At 57.5% G+C, this 26,451-nt stretch carries 15 protein-coding genes; 4 read left to right on the top strand and 11 right to left on the bottom strand.

Annotation, left to right across the window (positions count from 1 at the left end; all coding sequences use genetic code 11):
* Window position 1: 1 nt before the first annotated feature.
* The 4 genes from EH31_RS10530 to EH31_RS10515 are packed head-to-tail and all read right to left on the bottom strand — an operon-like array spanning window position 2 to window position 11,370.
* A complete protein-coding gene (locus tag EH31_RS10530) occupies window positions 2-2,749 on the bottom strand; it encodes a DUF1156 domain-containing protein (RefSeq protein WP_034960304.1) in 2,748 nt (915 codons plus the stop codon).
* On the bottom strand, window positions 2,733-6,959 hold the full coding sequence (locus tag EH31_RS10525; protein ID WP_034960303.1) for a sacsin N-terminal ATP-binding-like domain-containing protein: 4,227 nt from the start codon (window positions 6,957-6,959) through the stop codon (window positions 2,733-2,735). The genes EH31_RS10530 and EH31_RS10525 overlap by 17 nt, the downstream gene beginning before the upstream one ends.
* Complete coding sequence (locus tag EH31_RS10520; RefSeq protein WP_034960302.1) at window positions 6,956-10,459, bottom strand: helicase-related protein; 3,504 nt, start codon at window positions 10,457-10,459, stop codon at window positions 6,956-6,958. Before EH31_RS10520 ends, EH31_RS10525 begins: the two co-directional genes overlap by 4 nt.
* Entirely contained in the window at window positions 10,456-11,370 is a 915-nt protein-coding gene (locus tag EH31_RS10515) for a BrxR family helix-turn-helix transcriptional regulator (protein ID WP_479682498.1), read from the bottom strand. Before EH31_RS10515 ends, EH31_RS10520 begins: the two co-directional genes overlap by 4 nt.
* A gap of 77 nt (window positions 11,371-11,447) precedes the next feature.
* Between EH31_RS10515 and EH31_RS10510 the strand changes: the two genes are divergently transcribed.
* The 3 genes from EH31_RS10510 (at window position 11,448) to EH31_RS10500 (ending at window position 16,289) form a co-directional block, all read left to right on the top strand.
* Window positions 11,448-11,702, top strand: a complete 255-nt coding sequence (locus tag EH31_RS10510) for a DUF2188 domain-containing protein (RefSeq protein WP_241765900.1) — start codon at window positions 11,448-11,450, stop codon at window positions 11,700-11,702.
* Between the two features lie 25 nt (window positions 11,703-11,727).
* Window positions 11,728-12,672, top strand: a complete 945-nt coding sequence (locus EH31_RS10505) for a toll/interleukin-1 receptor domain-containing protein (protein WP_034960301.1) — start codon at window positions 11,728-11,730, stop codon at window positions 12,670-12,672.
* A gap of 218 nt (window positions 12,673-12,890) precedes the next feature.
* A complete protein-coding gene (locus tag EH31_RS10500) occupies window positions 12,891-16,289 on the top strand; it encodes a TM0106 family RecB-like putative nuclease (protein WP_034960299.1) in 3,399 nt (1,132 codons plus the stop codon).
* 20 nt (window positions 16,290-16,309) lie between these two features.
* On the opposite strand, the gene EH31_RS10495 is transcribed toward EH31_RS10500, so the two are convergent.
* From EH31_RS10495 to EH31_RS10470, 6 genes are all read right to left on the bottom strand, one after another.
* On the bottom strand, window positions 16,310-18,781 hold the full coding sequence (locus tag EH31_RS10495; RefSeq protein WP_034960468.1) for a phospholipase D-like domain-containing protein: 2,472 nt from the start codon (window positions 18,779-18,781) through the stop codon (window positions 16,310-16,312).
* Window positions 18,759-20,312, bottom strand: coding sequence for a hypothetical protein (locus tag EH31_RS10490; protein ID WP_034960298.1), 1,554 nt, complete (start codon window positions 20,310-20,312; stop codon window positions 18,759-18,761). The genes EH31_RS10495 and EH31_RS10490 overlap by 23 nt, the downstream gene beginning before the upstream one ends.
* A 13-nt stretch (window positions 20,313-20,325) precedes the next feature.
* Entirely contained in the window at window positions 20,326-20,940 is a 615-nt protein-coding gene (locus tag EH31_RS10485; RefSeq protein WP_034960297.1) for a hypothetical protein, read from the bottom strand.
* A gap of 12 nt (window positions 20,941-20,952) precedes the next feature.
* Window positions 20,953-21,663 (bottom strand): PD-(D/E)XK nuclease family protein, encoded by a 711-nt coding sequence (locus EH31_RS10480; protein ID WP_034960296.1) that lies wholly within the window; start codon window positions 21,661-21,663, stop codon window positions 20,953-20,955.
* Between the two features lie 70 nt (window positions 21,664-21,733).
* Window positions 21,734-23,035: a type II toxin-antitoxin system HipA family toxin gene (locus EH31_RS10475; RefSeq protein WP_034960295.1), complete on the bottom strand. Its 1,302-nt coding sequence runs from the start codon at window positions 23,033-23,035 to the stop codon at window positions 21,734-21,736.
* A complete protein-coding gene (locus tag EH31_RS10470) occupies window positions 23,032-23,391 on the bottom strand; it encodes a helix-turn-helix domain-containing protein (RefSeq protein WP_051699176.1) in 360 nt (119 codons plus the stop codon). Before EH31_RS10470 ends, EH31_RS10475 begins: the two co-directional genes overlap by 4 nt.
* A gap of 152 nt (window positions 23,392-23,543) precedes the next feature.
* On the opposite strand from EH31_RS10470, the gene EH31_RS10465 reads away from it, so the two are divergent.
* On the top strand, window positions 23,544-23,744 hold the full coding sequence (locus tag EH31_RS10465; protein ID WP_034960467.1) for a hypothetical protein: 201 nt from the start codon (window positions 23,544-23,546) through the stop codon (window positions 23,742-23,744).
* A 1-nt stretch (window position 23,745) separates the two neighbouring features.
* Here the strand turns inward: EH31_RS10465 and EH31_RS10460 are convergent, their stop codons facing one another.
* Window positions 23,746-26,448 (bottom strand): conjugal transfer protein TraG N-terminal domain-containing protein, encoded by a 2,703-nt coding sequence (locus EH31_RS10460; RefSeq protein WP_034960293.1) that lies wholly within the window; start codon window positions 26,446-26,448, stop codon window positions 23,746-23,748.
* Window positions 26,449-26,451: the final 3 nt, after the last annotated feature.

Genomic DNA, 26,451 nt, shown 5'->3' with positions numbered 1-26,451 from the left:
CTTAAAGATCGAATGCTGCTTGGCCGTCGCGGCGAGTGTCGTGGATTTTCGCGGCTTCGCGACTAAGTTCGGTCCAATCAGCAATAATCGCGTTGTAGGCAGTCGCCTCTTTGGCATCCTTTCGCTTGTTCGCGCTGATATCGTAGAGGCAATAGGCGAGGTCTTTTGCGGCCTCTGCTCTTGCTCCAATCATCCTCATCATGCGGACGGTTTCCCAGGAAAGTCCGCCTTCCTCATGTAACCTGAGAAGATGCTGCAAACATTCCCAGATCGTAAGATGGTCATCTTCTGTGGGCTCCCAATTTGCATCTAACTCCTCACGAGGGATGAGGCGCACCTTCCCTGCTGCGCTTTCTACGATTCCTGCGTGCCTCACGCTCTCTACAGAAATACCTCGGGCTCGGGCGAGGTTGTCTGCCGCCCCATATTCTCCTGCCTTCATCCCATTCTGTTCAAACCATGTGATGGCAAAGCGGGTGTCCGCGTCAAATTCACCTTGGATGCCGCCCAAATAGTCGTCGAGCTCAGCATTAATAAGTTGAAGGGCTGCTTTGACTGTCATTGGCTTGTCGTCAGCTTCTAAGACGGCATTATAGCGCGAGAAGATTCCCATTCCCGGGCCAATGGCGGACTGTGGCATATCAGCGGGTGCAATGCTTGCAGCTTGAAGCTCAGCGATCGAGGGGGGCAACTCACGCTTCAGAGCGCGTACAAAGTCAGCGCGAGTTATGGTCTCAGCTTCTGCCCGTTTCTTACGGCAGACTAAGACGACTGAATTCGCGAGAGCATTCATACCCTTCTTAAGGGCGTTAACAGCTTCGGTTCTTACTGGCCAGGTTCCGACAACGCTGAAGCCTGATGCAATGACTGCCTCTAAGAAAGAACTCCAACCTGGTGAGGATATCCCGTCCTCTTCGATCTCAGATTGCTTGAATGCATAAAAAATGGCCGCTGGAAACTCACCCGACGACTGCGCAGCTAGTGTCGTCATCGCTTCCGTCATGCCGGACATGAAATGAGCTTCGGCCGCCTCTGAACCCCCAAAGCGAGTAGTGCTAGCCACCAGTTCCTCCTGTTTAGGAACAGATATAACTCCCATCACATCTGGGTAGTCAGACTTGAGGCTGCGACGAAGCCATCCATAGAAAAAATCTGACAAATCAGCATATTCTATGTTGTCATAGTATGGGGGGTCGGTGGACAATACGAAGTTTTGAACGATTGAATTCTTCTCTGACGCATTATGCTGGAAAACCCTGCCTGCTTCTAGAAACGTCATCGAATCTAAGACTTCGGCAACTGATAGGGCCGTGCCGGCAATATCCCCGCCAGCTCCGGCGAATGGGTTAGTCTCTGCGAACGTCCATTGCATCGGCAAAGCTTGTCTACCTAACGCCCCAGCCAGTCTGCCCATGCCAGTTTCCCAGATTGCTAGGGAGCAGTTTCTCGTTAGAGCTTTGCTGATGGCGAATGCAAGATAGAGTCGTACACAAGATATGTATTTATCGAGTTCATCGCTCTTGAAATTACTTTGTGGTCGATTTCGGATTTCTCGGTCCAAGCCTTTCAAAGTATCGACAAAAGCATTTATTGAGCAGAGCTGTCTTTTAGTGAACACATCTCCAAACTTTGTCATACCGTAAAGCGGGGTCTGGAAGTTTCGATGCCTAAGCGGGATCAACGTTTCGGGCCGCCATGATTTTTCAGCCTCGAGGGCAATTTTTTCCATTTCTGGAGTGGGTGAGATGTAGTCTCTGCCGCTCTGAGTCTCGACCACGACCGCCATCAGTCGTTGACCCATTTGTCCCGCCTGAGCTTTTTCGCGGACGTATGCTAGCGGGATTGCTTCGCCTGTTACTGCACAAACGGCACCGGTTCGCCCAACGTTTGGACCCGGTACTGGTCCGGAATTGTGGCGCACTTCAAAGTGATAGTCAGTCTTTTCGTCGTTAGCGACGACATCGACCCAAACAGTTCGGTCCTTTTTGCGGAGAAGATGAAAATTACGGACCAATGGAGTTTGAAGGTCCGGCAGGGCTGGATTAGGGCTTGGAACGGTTCTAGCCCAGATCCAAGCGATTACGGTCGCCTCTCCACCTCCAAATTTTTTAGGCAATTTGACTTTGGGATAAAGGTGCGAGACGCGCTTCCATGCCTCATCGCGCATCCATTCTCCATAGTACTTGACGTCCTCGGCAAGCCCTTCAGCGTTGCGATAAAACTGTCGTTCCTTTGGGCCTGAATGGATCGCAGGCTCGTCCTTAAACTGCGGTGGGATCTCGATCATGGCTTTCCCGATCATGACAGCGACCGGATTTAGGTCAGAGCCATAGGCAGGAAGACCAAGCCTCTGCGCCTCAAGCGGAATCGAGCCTCCTCCCGAGAAGGGATCGTAGACAGGGGGAAGCTCACCGCCACAGCTATTACGTATCTCTGCTCGTGCCTTTTCGAGGACCTCTTCGTTCGTCGAATTCTCCCACTTCACCAGATCTTCGATGATGGCAAAGAGCCGCTTGCGCTCAGCTTCCTGAGCCTCGTGCGTCGGAAATTCCTCGGGGTTGCTCGAAGGGTCATCGACCAGCTGGGCGAACAAGACAGCGCGGCATGCAGCAAGAGGACGGCGCGCCCACCAAAGGTGAAGGGTCGACGGGTGTCCATGACGGATCGACTTCTCGCGCGCGGAGGCTTCGTTGATCGCCTCGAGCGGGATAGCGACTTCGATGAGCTTTTTCTTATAGGTCTTTGTCATGTTCAATAACCAGTCGGTAGGTAGCGGGATGAAGTGCGAGCACTTCGCGTTCCCGGAGTTGAATTAGGTGGTCGCCGGGAACCTCGATGGGGTCGCCGTCTGGGTCGCTGAGAACAAGCACATAGTTTTCGCCGCGTTCGAGCATGCCCCAGATTACCGCGTCGAGTTCGAGCGGCTCGCGTTCGAGGCAATGATCCCTTGGCCAATAATGCTTGAGGAGGTCCCCATCCTGCGACCTTTGCTCCCAGGGGAATGACGCACCATTGGCTTTTCCGATCGTGCAGCCCTGATCGTTGAAGAATGAGCCGTCACCATCTTTGCGAAACCCTTGTGACAGGGCGAAACGCTCCATGATATGAGGCTTCACATCGCGCGGTTTCCGAGGATGTACGACTGCCGGTTCGGCTGCGTGTGGATTTTCGTCCGTGTCTTCGATGTCGGGGACGTCGTCTTCCTGCGCATGAGTATTTAGGTGTTCAGGAGCGTTATCGGGAAATGTTTCGTCCTCTTCATCGTCGTCAGAGGCACTCTCTGTCTGATTGGAGGGTGAAGGATCGCGGTTGGGCGCTGCTTTGTGAGCAGGCTCATCACCGATCACTGGCTTTTGCACCCTCGGTGCCTCAGCTTCGGGAAGGAGCTCGAAATTTTCCTCCATGTAGCTGCGCACGAAACCCGCATCCCTGTCGAAACAGAGCTTGATCGCATCGACGATGTCAGCGCGCCGGAATGCCTTGCCAATCTCCTGCGCAACGCCCTTGGCAAGTTTGGCGAGCGGCTTGCGCACTGCGTAGAGGCGATCTTCGATCCACAGAGCATCTGCTTTCCGGGCAGTTCCGGCGGGCTTCCCGTCAACGTAGGGAAGAGTTTCCAGTTCTGCGCAGCCATACCAGAGTGTCTCGCTGAGCTGAGATGCAAGCACGCGAAGCTTATCGCTATCGTCCCCATCTTCCAGCTTGATCCGAAGGAGCATGAGTCCGAGCTCTTGTAGCCAAGGCCGTGCCTCGCCTTCGCCATTCTCAATCCGATCGAGTTCCAGTCGCTCATCGATCTGCGCGGCGAGAGCCGGCAGCTGTGAAAATGGCATGGCCTCGGCCACTTCCACCGGAAGCAGCCGCAGATCGGCCGTTTGTTCTTTCACCCAAGGATGCAGGTGCGCGAATGCAGTCAGAGTCTGCATTGAAAGGCTGCACTTCAGATCTGAGACTGGAGTCCATTCGCCAGCGAGATTGAGCCAATGTGCGCACTCATTCCAGATTCGAACAGGAAACCTTGGGAGCAGTCCGCGCACGCGGCGAAGGTCTTCCGGCGACAATATCGAGCCCGACGGAAGCTTGCCCAGCCAGCGCATGATGAGAACGCCAGTCGGGCGGTCTCCAACACCGATCTTGCGCCATAGCGTCAGGTCACGAACTGAAGCCCTGATGACAGGGGCGTCTGGGATCTCCTCGTCTCCAGCGTTGAGGAATACGCCTTCTGAGCCCTCCCATTCTCCAGCTTCCGTCAGGATTAGTCGTTCATTTCGGAACGCCGCGCAGATCGATTTGAAGATGTCGGTCGAGCACCCATCGATCAGTTGATCTAGTCGCCGATACCACTTCTCAACCTCGTGCGCGGGAGCGGTCTTCGAGCTGGCGAGTGCGCTCAGCCGCGCCAGCAACTTTTCGGGCCCTGTCGGCTGGTCGGAAACGCCAATTAGCTTGAGCCATGGCTTGCTCGTCTCGCTATCGAGCGATTTGTGGACGAAGGGCTCTACATCCATCAGCGCTTCTGTCTCGGGCGCGCGCATCAAAAGTTCGGTGGGCTTCCTATGGGTGCCGTGCGTATCGCGCAGACATGGCTTGTCGGCCAGTTTCATCGCCCAGGCAGGCGTAAGCCCTCGCGTGATAACGCGACGCGTGTGACCGTTTGACGCGCGCTCGGTCAGCACGCCGGTCTGATAAGCCGAAAGTTGGCGCGGCGACGCCAGCAGACGTTCGGCCACTTGCGCCCACACCGTCGGCATTTCTTCGGAAATTTCTTCCCAATGACCCCAGATATCGGCGTCGAAATCCCAATCATCGAGGAAGAAATTTGGATCGGAATAGCGAGGCTCGAAACGTCCAGCGAAGCGCCTCGTACTCAGTTCCGATTTCGCGTCGCGTGTGCGCCAGATCCACTTCCGTTTCTCATCAAACGGAACAAAGTTTCCGAGCCCAGATCGGCCATTGGCTACCCAGGTTCGCCATTCCTCAGCGGTGCATGAGGAGAAGGTCTTGGAGTAGTCGCCGTGGAGCAGATGTTCCTCAGCCCAATCGTCGGGCAGCAACAAATCGAGCGATCCGTCTTCGTCATAGAGGACGATATCATCGACAGTTCGGAAGTGCCGGTCCTGGCTAACAAACCTGAAATTGTCCTCGATCTGTGCGCCGAGCTTGGCTGCGATCTGCGCCAATCTCACAGAGTCGCTGAGCGTCACTCCCTTCCGATTGAAAAAAGACGCCGCGACCGTGTCGATGACCTTGCCGGTATCACTCGGTTCATCGAGATCGATTTCCTCGAAGACGTGTGAGGCACGTTCGACCTGCCGCTTGAGGGCGTTGTCCTTGTTTGTTTCGGCCGCGCGCTTCTGAGTGGTCAGGTAGCGCGGCCAATTCTGGTTCAGGACGGACAGGTGATCGCCGAGAAACTGCCAATCATCCTCCGATGGAACGATCTTCTGCTCGCCAAGGCGCACCACTTCAGAGGAACTGAAAAGCACCGACTTGCCTTGCGCCGGCACAATCTTCATGGCCGAACGGTCGGCAAAATAGCGATAGCTCTGCAGCAGTCCGCCGACATAGGCCCACAAGGCAAGAAGGTTCTGCCAGGCTTTTGGCTGAGGAAGATGGCGATCCTGCAGGCACCGCAATATGGCCTGAGGTTCGATCTCCTCGATTACATTCCAGTGCTTCAGTTTCTCGAGGTTATCCGTCGAAACGGCCATCGCTATAGCCGGTCGCGAGGCCTCGTCGAAAAAGCCAATCGCCTGCTTTTGCGGCCAGACGTCATAGATTTCGCGCGGAAGCAGCACTGCACCCAGTGATTCCACACAGTTTCCGTCTTCGGTCAGTGCGATAGCTGCTTCCGCAATCTCGGCTTCGAAGGCTTCCACGACAAGCGCTCCGCAGGCGCTGTCGAGTGACGTCTTCTTGCGATCCACGTCCGGCATGGCGTCATAGGCTTTGGCGCGATCGGACAGCCGCAGGTCAGGTCGCTGAAGCCAATTTTTCAGAACTTCGGCCGCCAGCTTCCCGGCCCGCTCAAGCAGCCAGCGATTGGTCGGCGAGATTGACGGGTTCTTGATCTTGAAGCGGGTTGGGTCTTGGATAAACGGCGCATTGATGGCGAAGGGTAGTTCGGTCTCGACACCTGTCGGCAAGACGACGAACAGTCGGCCCTCGACCCCAATCACGATTTCAATTTGGCAGGGTGGAAACTCCATCTCCTGTTCGGTGCTTAGGAGGCGCTCCTGGCGGATCTCGTCCAACGCCTCAGCCGGAAAGTCCTCCGGCTCCGACCGTGCGAGCAGAAACTTCTCATCGAGGTTGTCATGCTGCGCGAGCCACTGCGACCCTTTCACAGGACCTTCGCCGCAGGAGACCCAGTGGATCACTTCCTCGCCTATCCGGATCTTCCGAATGTTCTTGAAAAACAGCAGCGAGACAGGGCTCTTGGTCCAATCCTCGAGATTTTTCTGAAGCTCGGTCTTGCGGTGCCGGTCGAGAATTTCGACCCGCACTGTAGTTCCGCTATTCTCCACCTGCTTCTGATCGATCCAGAAAGGCTCGGTAAAGCGCGTCCGATCGAAGCCAACCGAGAGGGTTGGGGTATAGAGCTCGACCCTATCACCGAGGCTGAACGTGCTCTTGAAGCCGATACCCCGAAAGCCGATCGTATGGAGAGCACGCTTATTCGAATAGCCGAAGCGGCACAGGGAGGCGAAGTGCTCGTCAGTGAAATCCTCGCCATTGTGCTCAAAGACGAACGCATCGCCGTCGATCCGTGCATGTGCTTCTGTCGCTCCGGCATCGTCGGCATTCTGCAGGAGCTCTGAAAGAATATGCCGCGGGCTCTGCACCTGCTTGAAAAGCTGGTGCCAAGGACCGGCAAGTTCCGGATCGGCCTCAAGCTGCTCCCAGCGCTTCTGGGAGCGATGCCTCACAGCTTCAAAATAGGCGGGCTGCTTACTCAACGTGGGGCTTCCGCCTTGCTCAACAAGTGCTTCAGTTCAAACTGCTGTGCAGTCACACCGAATGGCGGTTCCACCTCGAACGGCCGCCAGACGTAAGCAGGGTCGCCGGCGTCGCCATCGTCCACTAGTACCACCGCCAGTATATAGTTCTCCGGCATGTTGAGGGAGGTGATGATCTCGTTGCGCGTGACCATTACAGTGGTTGCGCCTTCGACCCGACCCTTCACTTCAATAAAGCGTAGGTGCTGGGTTTCTGGATCCAGGGAAACGATATCGTAGCCGATCTTTTGGGCGGAGACGTCTTTCGGCTCGTTTCCTAGTGCCCGCTCAGCCGCGATGACAGCGTCCATTGCCGCGCGCTCGATTGCCTTGCGAGCTTCGCTGTCCTGAGAGAACGCTGTTCCCGCAGCGTCATCGCCGTGCCCCAAGTTGCTCAGCAGGCCGCGCGGGATCACGACCATTCCGCCGCGAACGCGAGGCGGCTGCGAGCTGATGAACTTTTCCTCTTCCAACTGGTCCTGGCGACGCTTCAAACGCTCGGCGAGGTCTTCCGCGCGGCGCCGGGCGTTTTGCCAGCTGAGCCGCGTCTTTTTGCCAGCCTTCTCTTCCTCCTGGAGTTCGAAAGCGCGGCTGTCCCAGTAGTTGATCTCCTTCTTGAGGCGCAGGTTAACCTCATGCTCGACCTTCGCGATCTCGGGCAGGCGGCGCGCCTTAACTTCAGTAACGTGCGATTGAGCGAGTTCGACCGTTGCGAAGTTGACCGCTGTCTTTTCGAGTTCCGCAGTCAGCCAATCGGCCTTCAGCTGATCCTCCGTGGCGACGATTTCTTCGCTAGTGGCAGGCCTTAGGTTGAGATGCGGAGCGATCCCGGCGTTGACCGTGCGGCCAGTCTTGTCGATCGCTGCGAATTGCAGCTTCTGTGAAATGATGTGTTGCTTGCCCAGGCTCGTATGACGGCCGTCTTGGACACTATGCTCGAGAAGGAAGATCGCGGAGATATCAGTGCCATCGTCGGCATCGTCGACTAGGACGGCTCCCTGCTTCATGAGCTGATCGTACTGCTCACGAATGATGCTGATGACCGCTTCCAGCAGAGGATGCCCAGGGTAAACGAAGGTCGCGACCGGCTGCTGGTTGATTTTGCTCTTCTCGAAGCAGATGCGCTCGTACTTCTTCTGGACAGGAGCGCCGGTACCGATCTGCCGATCCCGCTCGCGGATGCGGATCGGGACATGCGTGATCTCCCACCGCCCCTCCTCGCGTGGCTTGAGCTTGCCGCCGAGTTCCTGAAAGGCCTCCACGAAGAAACTCTGAATATGGTGCGGCTGCAGACGCTGCGCTTCGGCTTTCTCCATTTCGAGGCGCAACTCGTGCACCTTGGCTTCCGGCATCGTGTCGTTGGTCAGCGCTCGGCGCTTGAGCAGATCCAGCAAGTGCTGCTGGTCGACGGCTCCATCGACCTGATTGAAGAGACGTTCGCGGACTTCGTCCTGCTCGCCATACTGGATGGCCTCGAACAGTAGGTCCTTCAGCGCGACCCCTTCGAACAGTTCTCCGAGGACATCGTAAACGCGGCCGCCGAGCGCCACACGCGCAGTTTCGAGCTTTTCCAGGAGCCGGGCATAAACCTCGCCTTCGCGGGTATCGGCCGCGACAAGATTCCAAAGGTGGCAGACCTCCTGCTGACCGATACGATGGATACGTCCAAACCGCTGCTCGAGCTTATTTGGGTTCCAGGGCAGATCGTAGTTCACCATCAGGTGGCCGCGTTGCAGGTTCACACCTTCGCCGGCAGCGTCGTTGGCAATAAGAACCAGCAGGTCCTTGTCCTGCATGAACCGTTCGATGACTTTCCTGCGTTCCTCGCGCGTCACACCTCCATGAATGACATCGACTGCTTCGGGTTTTCCGAGGCGAGCGCGAACCTTGTCAGTCAGATAGTGCAGCGTGTCCTTGGGCTCAGTGAAGATGATCAGCTTTCGACGATTGCCATCCTTGTCGACCATCAGCTCGTCGTCGAGAATCCGGTTGAGCTGTGACCACTTCGCGTCCTCGCCGGCTTGGAGGACTTTCAATGCCATTTCTTCGAGGCCTTTGAGGGTCTCGACTTCGAGCATGAGTTGCTCGACCGTTTCCGCGCTCGTGGCGCCGGTCGAGATCAGATCTTCGAGGTCATCGATTTCGTCCTGGCCAAATTCCTCGATGTTGCCGAGGACTTCTTCACTCACGATGCTTTCGTTGAATGCGGCCCGCTTGCCCCGTGCAGCAAGCTGCGCTTCAGCCAGCTCGCTCTCGAGGCGCTCACGACGACGCTTGAGTGACTGATAAATCGCTGCTGGCGAGGATGCGAGGCGCCGCTGCAGGATCTGCAGAGCGAACCCCACATTGTTGCGCTTCTTGCCATCGGTCTCGGTGAAGCGCTGGACGCGGTTCATCTCGGTCCGCACGTACTCAGTGACCGCCGTGTAGAGAGCCGCCTCCTTGGGCGACAGATCATACTTCACAGTATAGGCGCAGCGTTCCGGGAAAAGCGGGCGACCGTCAAAGCGCAGCAGCTCTTCCTTGGTCAGGCGGCGCATCATGTCTTCGGTGTCCGCGTAGTGGACCCCGTCGCGGAAGCGTCCCTCGAAACGATCCCCGTCGAGCAGGGCCATGAACAGCTGGAAGTCCTCTTCCTTGCCGTTGTGCGGCGTCGCCGACATCAGGAGCAGGTGGCGGCAAACTTGGCCGAGCTTTTGACCGACCTGGTATCGCTTGGTGTATTTCACGTCCCCGCCGAAATAGGTCGCCGACATCCTGTGTGCTTCGTCGCAGATGACGAGGTCCCATTCCTGCGACTTCATCAGCTTTTCCTGGAGCTCTTCGTTGCGCGCCAGGACGTCGAGGCGAACGATCAGGCGATTGCGATCGTTGAATGGATTTCCCGATCGTGACGTCTCGATCATGTCCCGCGTGAGGATATCGAATTCGAGATTGAACTTCTCGCCGAGTTCGTCCTGCCACTGCTCGACAAGACTGCCGGGCGCAACGACCAGGCAGCGATCGAGATCGCTCCGAGCGATCAGCTCCTTCATGAGCAAACCTGCCATGATCGTCTTGCCCGCCCCAGGGTCGTCTGCGAGCAGGAAACGCAGGGGTTGGCGCGGCAGCATCTCGCCATAGACCGCGGAAATCTGATGCGGCAGCGGATCGACAAGGCTGGTGTGGATGGCGAGATAGGGATCGAAGTAATGGGCCAGCTTGATCCGATTGGCCTCTGTAACAAGTCGCAGCAAAGCACCGTCGGCATCGAAAGACCACGGACGCCCACTGGCCTCAACTTCCAAACGGTATTCATCGTCGCGGTAGAGCGTCCGCTCGGCCACCGTTCCGTTCTGATCGCGGAACACGACATTCACTGCCTGATCGCCGATCCAGTCGACGCTGACGACCTGGACGGCCTGATTGGGAGCAATGCCGCGAAGAATGGCCCCACTCTTGATGTCTTCGAGCGTACTCATTTGCCCCCCGCTGCGTTCGTAGCCGTATCACTAAAGATAAGACCCTGCGAAGCATTTGATTTGTCGAGAGCTTCTTGCACGTCCCGTTTGTTCACAGCAATGATATGCTGGCGACGAGGGTCGTCTTTCTCCGGACTTCCGAGGAGGCCAAGCTTTTTCAGAACATAAAAAAGCATCGCATACCGGACGCTCACCGTGCCCTTGCCGTCAGGGAGCCCATAGTCCTTCGCAACCACTAGTTGCTGGCTGGGGGTCAGGCCGGGGTGCGGCGCGATGATGATGTCGAAATAGTTGTGCCAAAGCCAATCGGCCGCGCCGGATTCCCCGGATGCAGCAAACTCTCCAATCTCGAGAATTCGCGGCAGCAAGAAGTCTTTGAAGCAATGTTCGAGGTGGCAGTAGGCCCGCACGTGCCAGCGAAATCCGTCGTACCCGAATGCATGCGGAGTGATGCGCCGCCAAATGGGATCGGGCCGAACCCTGTTCATTGACTGGTAGAGCACGTCCACCGATCGATCTTCGCGGACAGCCCTGAGGATGGCGCGGAGCACCTCGATATCGACCTCGCGGCGGGGAGTGAATGCAGCATCCGCCAGAGGCATGGCGCCGAACCACGAATCCTCCACAGGCACGACGCCTTCGGTGACCGATCGCAGCCGAGAGAGATAGACATCGGGATCGGGGTCGAGAAAACGCAGCATGAATTCGGGTTCGGCCAGATAGCGCTTTGCCCGGGTGTCATAGCGCACGTTACCCGGCGCTCGTTCCTGGTAGAGGCTGAGGTCCTTCGAGGCTTGCGGCACCGACACGCCGAACTGCTCGACCAGGTCAGAGCGGTTAATCTCCCCTTCCCAGAAGAGCCGAAACTCAATGAATTCGAGACGTTGCTCGACACCCCAGCGCATAGCCATATCAGTCCGTATAGTTTCTAGATTGACAAATCTGTATTATAGGTATAGTTTATATACACACTGAGCGATTCGAGTCAATGCGCACGGAGGATATGATGGCGGACCGATATGTAACCAAACACGACAAGGGCTGGGCCGTGAAAGCGCCCGGAGCAAAGCGAGCCAGCAGTGTGCACGGCACCCAGAAGGACGCCGAAAAGGCTGCCAAGAAGACGGTTGGAAATCTCGGCGGCGGTGAAGTCCGCATCCAGGGACGCAATGGTCGTTGGCGCGATTCTGACACGGTTGCGCCGGGCAACGATCCCTACCCGCCCCGCGACAAGAAGCATTGATCGGCATTTTCGAAAGGCTGTCACGGTGAAGGCTTTCATTTCCTATTCGCACAAGGACGCGGGCGCGCTCGACCGGTTGCACACGCATCTGGCGATGCTTCGTCGTGAAGGCGCGGTCGAGGCTTGGTTTGATCGCGAGATTCTGGCGGGCGGGGAGCTTGATGCCGAGATCACCGCGCAGCTCGAGGGGTGCGAACTCTTCTTGCTGCTCGTCAGTCCTGACTTTCTCGCTTCCGACTATTGCGTGGAGCGTGAGATGCAGCGCGCACTCGAACGTCATGCTGCAGGCGATGCCCGGGTTGTCCCGATCATCATCGAGCCTTGTGATTGGGCGGCATCGCCGTTGCGACAGCTGAAGGCGCTTCCGCGCGACGGCAAGCCGGTCAGCGAATGGACGAACGAGAACAACGCCTACCTCGATGTCGTGAATGAAATCCGCCGTATCCTTCGCACCGAAGACCGGCCGGAGACGGGAGATGCCAGCGCGGCGGGGGCCGTCGCCAACGAAGCAGGGGGCGCGTCAAGGCGCTATCGCGTCAAAAGGGACTTTGATGAGATAGATCGGAGCGACTTTCGGACAGCGGCATTCCGCTCGCTGCGAACCTACTTCGAGCAAGCCATCGCCGAAATCGATTCGATCGACGACGTGCGCGGTCGGTTCGCGCCGCTTACGGAAACCTCCTTCAGCTGCACCTTGGTAAACAAGGCGCGTGATCGCGGCGTGGCGCACATCACGGTGCATTGCCGGGGGGGCAGTCACGGCTTCAGCGACATATTCTATTCGTTTTCGGAGAACGCGCCGGACAACACGGCGAATGGCGGCTTCAGCATCAAGGCCGACGAGTATGAGCTTTATCTAGCGCCAATGAATTTTGGCTACGGGCGCGAAGACGAGCGTCTGACCCCTGAGGGTGCGGCCGAAGCGCTTTGGGCTGAATTCCTTCAGCACGCGGGAGTGACCTATGACTGAGAGTGTGCGGTTCCGTTGCCAGAACTGCGGCTACCGCTTCGAGACGGAAGTGCTCGACGAGGCCGAACGGCGGGAAGCCCGGCGCCTCGATCGCCCCACATCTGCTGTCCATTGTCCAGAGTGCCATCGCACCGACATCCGTCGCGGCTGGGAGTAATCAACCGCGACTCAGGTTCCCGAAGTGAAAAGTAGCCAGGTACTCAAGGAGGGCAAAGCTCGTGAAAATCCAGAATGATCAGCTTCGCTTCAGCGCGACCGATTTGGTCGGCTACCTCAATTGTCGGCACCTGAGTGGTCTTGAGCACGCTGTTGCCAAAGGGGAGCTGGCGAAACCCAAATACTACGATCCGCTGCTCGAAGCTTTGTGGGAACGCGGGGCCAAGCACGAGCAGGACTATGTCGAGCACCTGGCCTCGCTCGGGCTGCACGTCGTGCGTATCGACGGCGTCGAAATTACGGACGAAGCCGTTGCTGCGACGCACGAGGCCATGCGCGCAGGCGTTGACGTCATCGTGCAGGGCGCCCTTCGTTCGGGCGCATGGGTCGGTCGCGCCGACATTCTCCGGAAGGTCGATACGCCGAGCGATCTCGGCGGTTGGTCCTATGAAGCTGTCGACACCAAGCTGGCCCGCGAAACAAAAGGTGGGACCGTCCTCCAGCTATGCCTCTATTCCGAGCTCATCGGCGAGGTTCAGGGCCGTATGCCGGAGTTTGCGCACGTCGTTCCACCCTGGACCGATTTTGTGCCCGAGCGCTATCGCGTCTCCGATTTCGGGGCATACTATCGCCAGGTGAAGGCAGGCATGGCCGCCAATTTTGCTTCCGGAAATCCGCAAGAGACATATCCGGAGCCGGCTACGCATTGCGATATCTGCGTCTGGAGCACCCGTTGTGACAAGCAACGGCGCGACGACGACCATCTTTGTCTAGTGGCAGGCATTTCGAGCCTTCAGATCGCCGAACTCAAGGAGCACGGGGTCACGACAGGTACGCAGCTTGCCGAACTCGCCATGCCCTTACCCTGGAAACCAGAACGCGGCTCGCTCGAGAGCTTCACGCGCGTTCGCGAGCAGGCCCGCGTTCAGCTGGAAAGCCGTCTTGCAGGAGAACTGAAATTCGAGCTCCTTGCACCAGTCCCCGGATTTGGCTTGGCTTGCCTGCCCGAGCCCGATGAAGGAGATATCTTCCTCGATTTCGAGGGTGATCCCTTTGTTGGAGAGCACGGTCTCGAATACCTCCATGGCTTTCATTACATCGACGGCGGTGAGACGCGCTATCGGGGGCTCTGGGCGCTCGATCGCGAGGCAGAAAAGGCAGCATTCGAAACCTTCATCGATTTCGTTATCGCGCGGCTGGAAACTTATCCCAACCTGCATGTCTATCACTACGGGGGATACGAGCCGGGAGCGCTCAAGCGGCTCATGGGCCGCTATGCCACCCGCGAGGATGAACTCGATCGGCTGTTGCGCGGCAAGGTTCTGGTCGACCTTCTCAGCGTCGTGCGACACGCAATTCGCGCTGGCGTCGAAAACTATTCGATAAAGAAGCTCGAGCCTCTCTTCGGCTATGAACGCGATGCCAAACTGCCCGACGCGAACCAGGCTCTGACGCGGCTTCAGCTATGCCTCGAAGCGAACGATCCCGCAGGGATCGAGGCCGAGGATCACGCAACCGTCGAGGTTTACAACCGCGATGACTGCGTTGCGACGCGATACTTGCGCGATTGGCTGGAAGTGCAGCGGCAGAAATTGGTCGAACAGGGAGCCGTTGTTGCGCGTCCGGAAATCGCCGAGGGCGCACCAAGCGAAAACCTCTCCGAATGGCTCGAGTTGATCACGCCGTTGATCGAGGAACTTACCGATGGGGTTCCGGTCGATCCGGCCGATCGGTCGGCCGAGGAGCATGGTCGCTGGCTGTTGGCGAACCTGCTCGAATGGCATCGCCGCGAGGAGAAGGCAGGCTGGTGGGAATACTTCCGTTTGTGCGACCTCTCTGCCGAAGATCTGCTGGATGAGCGCGCGGGCCTCTCGGGTCTTCAGTACGTCGAGACAGTGGGTGGAACGGCAAAATGTCCGATCGATCGTTACAGCTTTCCGGCTCAGGAAGCCGACATTCGCCCAGGCAAAGGGATCAAGGTCCAGGGCGGCCAATCGGTCGGTTCTGTCGAGGACATTTCCCGCAGCCACCGGACTGTCGACATCAAGAAAACCTCGGCTATGGCGAGCGAGCATCCCGAAGCGATCTTCGTTCACGAGCATGTTTCATCGAAGCCCATGCAGGAATCGCTCGTTCGGCTGGCACGCTATGTCTGCGAGCATGGCATGTTCGACGGCGATGCCTACCGGCCCGCTCGAGACATGCTCATGCGCGTGGCCCCGCAAGTTGGAGGCGATGCGCCCATCAGGATGGACGGCGAAACGCCGCTTGCCGCCGGTGTGCGGATTGCGCCGCTCGTTGCGTCAGGAGTGTTGCCGATCCAGGGACCACCCGGAACCGGCAAGACGCATACTGGCGGGCACATGATCTGCGAGCTGGTGAAGCAAGGCAAAAAGGTAGGGGTCGTGGCCAATGGTCACGACGTGATCCGCAACCTACTCGACAAGGTTATCGAGGTTGCCGAGGAAACCGCCACGCCACTTGTGTGCATTCAAAAGCCGAAAGGGGGTTCAAAGGAAGAGGCCACCGATCGCCTTCGCTTTGCCAAAAAGAGTAACGGTGAGGTCTTCTCCGCTTTGCATGGCGAATGCCAGCTCGCAGGCGGGACAGCGTGGCTGTGGTCGACCGAGGACGCGTTTGAATGTCTTGACGTTCTTTTCGTCGATGAGGCCGCGCAGATGTCCCTCGCAAATGTGCTCGCGGTCTCGCAGGCAGCCAAAACGCTGGTCTTGCTTGGTGATCCTCAGCAACTCGACCAACCAATGCAGGGAAGCCATCCGGACGGCACTGGATGCTCGGCTCTGGACCATCTCTTGTCGGGGAAACAGACGATAGCATCTGACGAAGGACTTTTCCTCGACGTTACCTGGCGGCTGCATCCCGATATTTCCGGATTCACTTCAGAACTCTTCTATGAGGGCAAGCTTGAATCGAAGGAGGAAACGGCTGGGCAACGCGTCAATGCCAGCGGCATCGCCGGGGGCACGGGGCTCCGCTTCTTGCCCGTCGAGCACGAGGGCAATCAGAACTGCTCACCCGAGGAGGCCGATGTTATCGCAGCCTTGGTAGGCGACATCCTCCAGCAAGGAGCGACCTGGGTTGACCGGAATGGGGAAGAGCATCCCGTCGGAAGCGATGACATCCTGATCATCGCGCCGTACAATGCCCAGGTCTTCGAAATTCAGCAGCGCCTGCCACAGGCGCGGGTTGGGACCGTTGATAAATTTCAGGGGCAAGAAGCGCCGATTTCAATCTACTCCCTGGCAAGCTCCTCGTATGCGGACGCTCCGCGAGGGATGGAGTTTCTCTACAGTCTCAATCGCCTCAACGTTGCGACATCCCGCGCGAAGTGCGTGACGATCCTAGTTGGCTCTCCGCAAGTCTTCGAAGCCGAGTGCCGCACGCCGAGACAAATGCAGCTCGCAAATGCCTTTTGTCGCTACCTCGAGAGAGCGCAATGAGCAGGCCTGCAGGTTTACGCTCAAGATGCGTTGGCGTTCGTGAGTTGCTGGTTGAGCTGGGCATAGTGTTTTAGGAGAAGCTCTGTCTCTTCGCGATCAATGCCTAGAGCAGCATCCAGTTTGCCGACAAATTCGAGTTCGGCCTCTTGATCGAGCCGCGGCCAAGATTGGGTTGCTTTCCAGATCGCGATTGCACTTTTCGTCACGAACCCTGCCAAAGCCGCCTGCTTGTGGTCAGCAACTGCCATCACTGAACGCGCTAGCGCCCATCGCGTGATCGCCACCAAGGCAAAACAGTCGAAGGGCAGTTCTGTCTGATGCTGGCCGATCGAAATCCGTGACAGCAAAGCGGCTTCCGATTTGCTGCCCTGCCACAGGCGTTGGAGAATTCGTCCAACACGGACCACAAACGCGCGCTCGCGATCGTGTTGCTTAGGCTCTAGGTCCAGTGCGAACAACTGGTCTCGCTGTTCGCCTTCTTTGACTTGGAGTGGGCGACGGCACGCCTCGACCATCAGTCGCAGAATGAAGCAGACTTCCGCAGTGAGCTTGCGAGGCGGAGGAGTTTCCTCGGCAGCCAACCGCGCAATGTAGGCTTCGAAGCAATCGACCGCTTTCAGAATGTCGAGGCTTTGCCTTTCGGCCTCATCACGTCGGTACGTACGCGGTTCTCGAGGCGGCGGGTCCCCGTTATCGCCAGCTCCTCGATCGCCGGACTGCTCCGAATTGTTATCTCCGTCGCTTCCATCGGCTCCATCGCCGCCGTCGGGCACCTCGTCGCGATAGAGGTCCTCCTCCTCCTCATCCGCCTGGCCGATGCCACGAAGAATGATCCTTAGGAGATTGACTGCATCGGGGTCGTCGAAATTGAGCCGACTGCTATCGCCCTTGGACGGTGCGCTGGCCGACATTGCCTCTCGGAAGGCTTCAGGACTCTCGTAGTCGAAGAAAACGTGGTCGTCGCCGTCCTCTGTTCCCTTGCCATGGGCGCGGCCAATGGATCTGACCGTTTTTGCCGCCTTTCGGCGGCTCTCGGGCGTTTCGGAGAAGATGATCGCGGCAAGGCTGGCAAGTTCGAGAAAGTCGCCACCCTCGAGTTCCACTTTCGCGAACGCCGAGCGTAACCGCTTGTCTCCCAAGCCGGGTGCAGCATGGGTCAAACTGACCGCATCGTTGACGATAACGGCACTGGTGAGCATTCCGTTGTTCAGCCGGATCCGTGCGATCAGCGGAAACCGAGGTGTTGTCGGCAGATCGAGTGCATAGTTGCCGCTGCGGACGCGCGAGAATGCAAACTCGCCCTCGGGGATCACGATTGCCGCGTCCTCCGGATCGGCAATTCGTTGCGATGGCATCCAGCGCAGGCTGCTTCCCGCCGCTTCGATCGTGCCAAGAGGAAGCGGTGCGCCGGGTTTCGCTTCGAGCAGTTCCTTCGTCGGCTCCATCAAGTCGGATGGGTCTATCGTCGATGACAGATCGAGGCCCAACAGCTCAAGTGCGGAACCCGACGGAAGACGGCGATAGACCGAACACTCAGCGTTGCGCGCTGCAAGGTCAGTAAGGCCCAAGGCGTCGTCGGAACAGTTAGCACTCCCGTAGACAATATGGTCCCAATCCTCCGTCTGGATCACAAAGACCTTGGCATGGATAAACCGCGCGCCATCGTTACCATCGAAAACCCTGGCAAAACTGACTTGCGGAATGCGTTGGAGTTGATTGACAGGGAACTCGGGGCTGTGGGCACTGAGAGCAATGGTTGTCTTCTCAGGCTTCAAAGCTTCGATGAGGCCTAGCAGGCCTTCGAGTTTTGCGTCCCAATAGGGCGAGAGCACGACAAGCTGGGTCACAGCTGCGCCCCTGACCAGATCGACTAATCGGCTGAGTATGCCAGGTCCGCCACTGGCGTCCTCGCACAGCAGATCGATCAGCGTGCCGTCATTGAGTTCGATCGGTCCATCATTTGCTTCAGTCTCGAACAACCACGCAGCATCGCGTTCGATGAGGTCGAGTTTGCGCTTGACCGTTTCGAGGCCCGCTTCCTGAAGCCACTTTAAGAGATAATCGAAAGCCTTGCGGATCAACTGGCGATTGGCGTTCTCCTCACCGTCGCTGCGCTTGCGCCACCACTCGAATTGGCCGACGATCTCGCGATTCCTGCCCCAGCCTGCTGCGGTCGCGTTGGCAGATCCAACAATGACGCAGCCGGCATCACTGCCCAGTCGAACGCTGATTTTGGGATGGAATGCGCCAGGCACTGAAATTGGCAACAAGGCATAGGCCGTACCGGCACGGCCAAATGACTCTGGCGTCTCGGATATGGCACGCTGGAGCATATTGGCGTCGGCCATCAATATGTTGTTGTCGCTTCCGTAGACGCGCAGCCGATGATGCAGCGAGCCATCGTAGAATGCCGCATCGACCGAGTAGGTTGTGACGATCGAGGTGTGGAAGCCAGTGCGCGCGAGATCTTTAAAGAGGCTGATGCTGTTCAAGGAAAGCCTCCCCATCGCTCGTCACGCCATCGTCGCTGAGATACCCCGCATCTCTCAAAACACGGGTCAAATTGAACAACCGCGGCGTCGTGTAGCCGTACTCGCCCAGCAATCCCTCACTGAGCAGGCCATCTTCCACGAGGAAGTGATATGTAAAAGTTCCTGCCGTCGAGAGCTTACGGCCAGCAATGATCTGATGGTCGATAACAACGTGCTTCAGCATTACGGCGGCCAAGGCTTCTCCGGCTGTCAGGCTCTGAGCCAGATCCAGGGTCCGCAGAATACCATCGAGCGAGCGACCGTCGGGGCCCGCCATTCGCGCGATGATTGGCCGGACAGCTTCGTCACCTTTCGCCCATCGTGCCCAGAGCAAAGCGAGCAGCTTGAATGCGCTCAACATGGTTTCTTCCGCCGGCCGAACACCATTCCCCAGGTCTTGGAGTATGGGCTCGATCAACCTTAGTTCATCAGCTTCGGAGTCTGCCGCCAAAGAACTGGCCCATTGCGACCAGCTTTGGTTGCTTGCCGGAAGTGAACTTGCGATCACCTTCCCGATCAGGTCCTTTGGTTCGATACCAGAAGGATGGTCTTCTCGTTGCAAGCCGGTCAGCGCGTTCAACGCACCAGCCAAAGCAACCTGCCCAAACTCGTTGGCCTGGTATGCACGCCAGCGATCAAGCGTTTCGGCAGACTGATTGTACACATCGTCATTGGGCAATCGTCGGGCATAGAATGCTTTTCGAAGTGCATCGATGTCGCCGGGGGCGACACCCTTGCGAATGAGGTCGAGAACAAGCCAGATCGTCGATCGCCGCGACACGGCGTCCTTCGTCGTATGATGCGTACCGATCAGGAACTCCCGAAGGACGGACTGCTCTTGAGATCCTGACGGAATCTTGGCCGGATGTATTGCGGCTCCGATATCCTGAAGCTGCTTGGCGGTTGCTTTGCCGGCAAGCAGTACGGCTTCAATGTCGTCGGCGACCTGTCCAATTGAGTGGGCAAATGCGGAGGCCACCGTTTCACCGCGCCCGTTTGTCACGGGCACCGAAGAGCGAGTTAGCCACTCCATCTCGACGAGGGTTGGAGCATAGGCAACGCCATAGTTGCCGCGCGATGCCTGCAGGTAGGTTTGAGGCGAAGTCCTGTCGTCGGTGTAGGGGCGGAAATCTATGCCGTTGACTGCGGCCTCGGAACGATGCTGGCTTGCCCAGTTCGAACCACCCAGGCCGTCGCTGCCTTGCTGACCGTCTACGAGGGTGGCGAGGGCATAGAGGGCCTCGCCGCGACGCATGAAGTTGGCAAATTTTGCTGGATCATCGGAGTGGTGGAGCTTTTCATACAAGCCGACCAGCCACGGGAAATATGCGTAGTATCTCAGTCGGTTGGTAATGTTGGTGATGTTTGGAACCAGCGACTGATAGATCCTGATGCTGGTAGCCTGAAGCCCAAGCGGATCGAGGCCCATCGTCCAACTGCCCGTCTTGGTCCACAGTGGATCGCCGTCGGTTACCTTTGCTTCTGCTCCCACGACATGCTCCCACTCAGCGTTTTATTCTAATGGCGCTGACAAGCTGATCGAAGGTAGCCTGGTGTTTCGCGATTCTATCGATCGCCCAACCAACAGGCTGCAGAGCTTCGTCGAATTCCTCGTCAGCGAATGCTTCTGCTAGCTTGTCTTTCTCAATTGAAATTAGAGCTGCAAGCTCGCCCTTCTTTGGGTCGCACGAAAAACCGCCTTCAACGAGCTGGTCAATAAGCTTGGTTTCCGTACGAAGCAGCGTTTTCCATTCGCGCTGACCAAGCGCGTTGGTTTTTAGGCGGAGACGAATTCCTGCTCCTGCAAAGCCGCAGAAGGCACCAATCCAAGTCTCCGCTTCCTCCCCATCGAGACAATCTGTTTCCTCGAATTCGACGTACAGGTCGTAATTTTCTTCATCGTCATTCGCAGTTCGCCATTCGCTCGGCGCAAACCAAATTCCTTCGTTGAGGTCACGATTGACCTCGCCATCCCAATCTAAGGCTCGCCTGCGATCATCTACTAGATCGGCGACGGCGTTGCCGAGCGACTGGCTCATCGACCCTCTCACGAAACGGAGAGCTGCTTCCAACTCCTCAATGTGCCGAACGATCAATTTACCGACAGAAGTTTCGCTCATGATCTTCAGATCCTAGAAGGCGTGGACGTGATCGCCAAAACTGACGATGAGCTGCTCTGCGAATGAGCGGTGTCGCAGCCTACCTTCGGCTGAGGCTCTCGCGGAGCGCGAAATCTCCCTCCAAGTTATGGAAGGTGTCTGTGAGTTCGGGCTTGCGAACGGGGCAAGGAGGAAAACGTGCGACTGCTTGCCCGTTATTGACGCGCGGCGGTCCATCGATGCCGAATATCTCTCAAGCTGCTGGTGCCCGAGCGTTGCGTCGATCTTTACTTCGATCCCAACAAGATGATTCCGGGACTCGATGACAAGGTCCACTCGATCAGAGATATCTCCGATCGGGCTGAATTCGGTTTCGATCCGGTAGCCATCAGCGAGCTCCTCGCTCCATTCTTCGCTTGGCAATGCGGCATTCAGAACATTTGCCAAGAAGCGCCTTGAAGCGGCCCCGCCAAACTCCGGAAGCCATATTCCAGCGAGAGCAGCAGCATTTCTGACTTCGTCGCGCTTGAGTCCTGAAATCGACCATGGATTGACAAGTCCACCCTCGTCTCTCGCTTGGGAAAGCCCGGTTCGCAGTTCCCCAAATGAACTCTCAAGGTTTTTGAGATGGTAAGTCTGCTTTGGAGCGCGAGGCAGCCCGCCGCGCACCAAAGGGCGCAAAGCCAGAAACGCTTCTTGCAGTCTTGCGACTTCCGGAAGCCTGATCGGACGATGCTGTGTCATGGCATTCTTCTGCCTGCACAGTTGGCCGAAGTCGATTTCGTTTCAACGATTTCCATGAGATTCGGTCCTGCTATCGAATGCTTGAACGAAAGCCGCGCATCGCCCTCTGCGAAATTTCATTCGGCACACCCGCTACGTCGCAGTGCTTCTCCCAGTTGCCGATGGCCTCTTTGATTTCTTCGATCATGGCTTTGATCTCGCCTGTTTTTAGGTCGGCGAACTTCCCGAAAGTCAGTAGGTCCTCGAGTTCGAAGCCATCGGTCTTCCCGGCTAGTGACATTTGGTGTTCGTTGGTCCAGTCGCCGTCAGGATTGTAGGCGTAGACGACATCGAATGCGGGCGAGAGGCTCCAGCGACCCGTGCTATCCATCAGGAAGGCGATGTTCTTGGTGTGGTCGTCTTGGTTGCGAATGAAGACATTGAGCAGCGCGCGGCGCACCTGCTCCTTGATCGCTTCGCGTCCGAGGCCGAGCATGCGGATGGTCTCAATCGCCTGCTCGTAGCTGTATGCGCGAGCGAGGTTGAAATCGAAATGGCGCATTGCGCAAAGCGACTGCATGTGGAGTTTCTTACCCTCTGGCGTGCGGTCGAAGCGCTGGGTCATGAAATGTGCTCGCCCGCCTTCTTCGTGCAGGCGTGAGCGAGCCATGTCGATACCGGCCTCCCTCGCTAGCAGATAACATGCGTATTCAAGTCGCCCGAAGCCCATGGGATCGGCCAGCTCCTTATCGGCATTGCCTGACACGCCGTCGAATTTGACAAGCCATTGGGTATAGCCCGGGCCTGCCGTCAGCTGGCCAGAGTGGAATTCGCCCGTCTCTTCGTTCCAGGCAAGAACGGCCTTGGCGCGCGCGCCACCAGCGGAGGTGCCGACGCGCAGGATTTCCTGAAGAGCATGATGATCATCGTCGCTTTTGAGGACGCCAGAGAGCTCTTCTCTCGCGGCAAGCACTCGGTTGGCCAGATCGACAAGCGGAGCAATGTCAACGGGGCCGCCTTGTTCGCGTCGCTCGCCTGTCGAAGGCTCGAACTCAAGCGCGCCCATGCCTCTGCGACCGGTGTAGCAGAGCCGTTCAACCGGATCGAAGCTGTCAGTTGTTCGGCCCTGTTCAGTGAGCCATCGGTTGATGAGGGCGTTGCCGAACTTATCGGGTAGACTGTCAGCGAGCATTCCCGGCAGTCCCTTGAATGTCTCGTAATTCAATGCAGGAAAGTCATAAACACCGCTTCGCAGCGGCATTGTCAGCGGTGCCACCTCGATACCGCTGCGGGTGAACTCCGGAGTGTATTCGAAAACCCCGACATCGCGGTCCTCATCCCACAGAATTGCGCCGATCTGCCGACCCCAGAGATTTACGACTGCGCGGCTCATGGGGCTTCGTCACCCCAACTCCAGTCTTCACTTGGCTCGCTTGCCGAGGGTTTCCGCACTCGCTGCCGCGCTCTGCCCGTGTCCGATCGCGGATCAAGCGGGCTCAGCTTAGCGTCGGGTACGATATCCAGAAGGCGATCTTCGATATCGAGCGCTCGCATGATCCTCGCAAGGCTATCGATTGTCCCGCCATTGCCTGATTCCAAGCGTGAAAGTGTTGAACGCGAGATGCCTGCTAACTCTGCAAGCTCGGCCTGTTTGAGATTGCGTGATATACGATAGGCTTCAAGCTGCTGCCCGAAGTCGGACAGCAGCATCGAGAGTGGACGCAAGTCTGATGAATTATAATGCGTCATTATCGACACGTTACCTCAAGAATGGATCTTTGTGTAGCGATTTTGCGTCTTTACATAGCAAGCTATAATGTGTCAATATCGATGCGTAATCGCGATAAGGCCAGTTAATGCGTTAATATCGATACGTTATGACTGAATTAAGGAGTGCCGGTATGCCCGATGAGAAAAATCATAAGGATAAGGACTGGGAGGGCTTCCGGGAGATCGATCGCGCCATCGCTGAGAACCGACGAGCAAAGTATCGTTGGCAGAAAGCTTGGGCCGACCCGTGGGAGCGAAGAGCCTTAATCCTTGCTGCCTTGGTGGCGGCAGCATTCATAGTCTACGTCATCATCTATGACGGTTTGATATGACCTACCATTCCTTCACTCCATCAGCCGCCTCGGCAGATGCTCCTTGGGCGTCCCGAGTAGTCCGATCAAGCCTTCGTCTTCGTTGCTCAATACTTCGAGAGCCCTCTCTCTGCTTCTGGCTGACGTCGCGCGCGATCTCTTCTCGGCCATCTGACGGATCTCCGAGAGAGTTTGGCGCGCCGCCAAGCTGAACCGAGCCGCGCACACTGCTCGCGCTTCCGACATTTGGCCGGGTCACTGGCGCTGCATCAGGCAAGACAAGCTCGCTCGCGATCTCATCATTGAGCCCGTCAGCATAGCTTTCCACAAACCGCGCTTGCAGTTGCTGTCCTTGCGCGCTCATCTGAAAATCGATGTCATCAAAGCGCGCCTGGCCATAATAATCGCGGTTGGATTCGATCTCGGCCATGCCCCATTCGCGATAGGCCTGGCTTAGATTCAAAGTACCAGCTGCATTGGAACTCTCATACCAGCTGGCCTGGCTCTCGAGCCGATTGGCTATCTCCTCGGCGCGGCGCGCTTCGAGCGTATAGCTTTGCGCTTCGGTAAGGGAAGTTGTGACACCGGCTGCGCTACTCGAGACAAGCGCTTCTGAGCTTGAACTGGTCTCACGCAAGAAACCTTCTCTCGAGCTAGACCAATTCTGACTCTCTGAAATCTGGCTGAGTGCATTCTCGATGCGCGAACGATCTTCCGAGGCGATCCCTATATCGCTGTCGGTCCAACTCTGGTTGCGCCCCCCTTTTACCACTCCGCTGCCGCTGAAGATGTCCCCTTCCGCCTTGGCTCCGACCCCCGCATCGCCATTCAAGAACCATGAGACCGTGATGTCGTCCGATGCCCGGCGGGACAGGCCAAACTGCTGCTGCAGTGTGTTGGACGCATTGTCGAGCTCGCTGAAGGTTCGGCCAATGCTATCGTTCGTTGACGTTCCGCTGACCGTCTCATTGGAGCGGGACCGGGTGTAGGCATCGCGCAGCTCGCTAAAGCGTGTGACCGCTGAGCTTGTCGATTGCTGTGCGAGGTTGGAGAAGGATTGGCTTTGGCTGCGGCTTTCGCTCGCCATGGTCGACAGCCTGCTTGAGAAATCCTGACCAAGTGTCGGGGTGAACGGGTAACTCGAATTTGGGACTGCAGCGAACTCGCCATCGGGAAAGCTGGTCGTCTGAGTGCCAGTGTCGCTGATGCTGCGCGTCTGCGTCGCACCATAGGCGATATTGGGTGCGAGGTTTCCTTGAGCGAACTGCCGCGAGAACACGTTCGAATTGTCGATGTTCGAGTTGCCCAGAGAGACATTGCCCGTGCTGGCGTCGCGTGCAGCTTCTTCGGCTGCGTTCTGGCTCGGGTTCAGATAGCTCGTCGCTTGCCCTGAGATCGCCAGCGCGCCGCGCGCCACGCCACCAGCAAGAAAGGGAATTGAGGCCACAAGATAACCGGCGAGGATGCCGATATCGCTGTTGACGTCGCTCATTCCGGCAAAGGTCGAAAGACTAAGGCCTGAACTGCCGCCGGCAGCAGCAACATCGCCAGCACCCTTGAACATCAGGATCATGTGCAGGATCACGAAGAGTGGCCCCCAGGCCGCAAGATAGAAGAAGCCCGTGACGTAGCCTCTGAGCGCGATCGGACCTGTCTTGGGCATCAGGAAAAGTGGGAAGAGGACCGGGAACAGAGCGTAGAACACCACGGTCAGCACGACATTAAGGATCGGCACCCATTTCATGGCGTTATGCGCAATCGAGGAATAGGTGCGCTCTGTCTGGATATCGGCTCTGGTCTGCGCAAACACATCCACACTGCTCGTCCCGCTTGATCCGGCAAAGCCATGCATTGCCTGGTTCATGGCGTTGATGGTCAGCACCTGGCGGAAGATGTCGCTCGCGCTGCGAGAGATGCCGGTGAGATATTGGTAAGCGACCGGCAGGTCCGCCATCAGTTTGGTCTTGGCGAGCGCTTCGCTCTGGCGCGGATAGAGCTGGCGTCCTGCCACCAGCGTCATCTCATCGATCATGTTCGCCCATTGACCTGAAAGCGCGGTGTAGGCTTCGCGGCAGGTGATAATCGAAGCCGTGACGCTGTCGTCCGCCTGCCGGGTGAGGAATTGCTGCGCTCGTGCCGCACTTCCCGGCGCAATGCTTGCCCAGATGTCGTCGCTCTCAGAAAGCTCCTTCATCGAGTAGCGGCCGAGCAATAGGTCATAGAACACGCATTGCTGGACGTGTTCGTCGAAGTTGGTGGCGAACTCAGGATCAGCAATGCGTAGCGATTTCGTCGCCTCAAAGAGGCGTGCGCCGTAGATCATGCCGTTCTTCGAATAGTTGAGATCATCAGGCAGGCCAAAGACGAGCTCGGCCGAGCGGGTCAGATAATCACCCGCCTGACTGGTGAAACTCGCCATCAGGGCGAGGCCGAGCGGAACGTTGGCGACCGTTGCCGGTGCGAGGCTGGGATTGACGCGGTCGGTGACCTGCACGTCCATCCGCGGAACCATCAAGCACATATAGATGAGCGTCGCGCCGAGGAACCAATTGAGCCATGCGCGCCAGTCCTGGTTAAACGCCACCACGATAACCGCCAGCGCCATCCCCATCACCAGCGCGACCTGTATCAGGCTCTTATAGCCGCCAGCGCCGGTCCATGCGGCGACAGCGTTGAGGACGTTAACGATGTACTCGCCGCCGCCAATCGTGAAGATCTCGACCATTCC

Source organism: Erythrobacter longus (assembly GCF_000715015.1).
GTDB classification, from domain to species: domain Bacteria; phylum Pseudomonadota; class Alphaproteobacteria; order Sphingomonadales; family Sphingomonadaceae; genus Erythrobacter; species Erythrobacter longus.
This window is presented reverse-complemented; position numbering and strand designations above follow the sequence as displayed.

Excerpts from the sequence above, each read along its gene's own strand:
- EH31_RS10480 (WP_034960296.1), bottom strand. The coding sequence starts at position 21,663 with ATGACACAGCATCGTCCGATCAGGCTTCCGGAAGTCGCAAGACTGCAA.
- EH31_RS10530 (WP_034960304.1), bottom strand. The coding sequence starts at position 2,749 with ATGACAAAGACCTATAAGAAAAAGCTCATCGAAGTCGCTATCCCGCTC.
- EH31_RS10485 (WP_034960297.1), bottom strand. The coding sequence starts at position 20,940 with ATGAGCGAAACTTCTGTCGGTAAATTGATCGTTCGGCACATTGAGGAG.
- EH31_RS10520 (WP_034960302.1), bottom strand. The coding sequence starts at position 10,459 with ATGAGTACGCTCGAAGACATCAAGAGTGGGGCCATTCTTCGCGGCATT.
- EH31_RS10460 (WP_034960293.1), bottom strand. The coding sequence starts at position 26,448 with ATGGTCGAGATCTTCACGATTGGCGGCGGCGAGTACATCGTTAACGTC.
- EH31_RS10465 (WP_034960467.1), top strand. The coding sequence starts at position 23,544 with ATGCCCGATGAGAAAAATCATAAGGATAAGGACTGGGAGGGCTTCCGG.
- EH31_RS10470 (WP_051699176.1), bottom strand. The coding sequence starts at position 23,391 with ATGACGCATTATAATTCATCAGACTTGCGTCCACTCTCGATGCTGCTG.
- EH31_RS10475 (WP_034960295.1), bottom strand. The coding sequence starts at position 23,035 with ATGAGCCGCGCAGTCGTAAATCTCTGGGGTCGGCAGATCGGCGCAATT.
- EH31_RS10515 (WP_479682498.1), bottom strand. The coding sequence starts at position 11,370 with ATGGCTATGCGCTGGGGTGTCGAGCAACGTCTCGAATTCATTGAGTTT.
- EH31_RS10510 (WP_241765900.1), top strand. The coding sequence starts at position 11,448 with ATGCGCACGGAGGATATGATGGCGGACCGATATGTAACCAAACACGAC.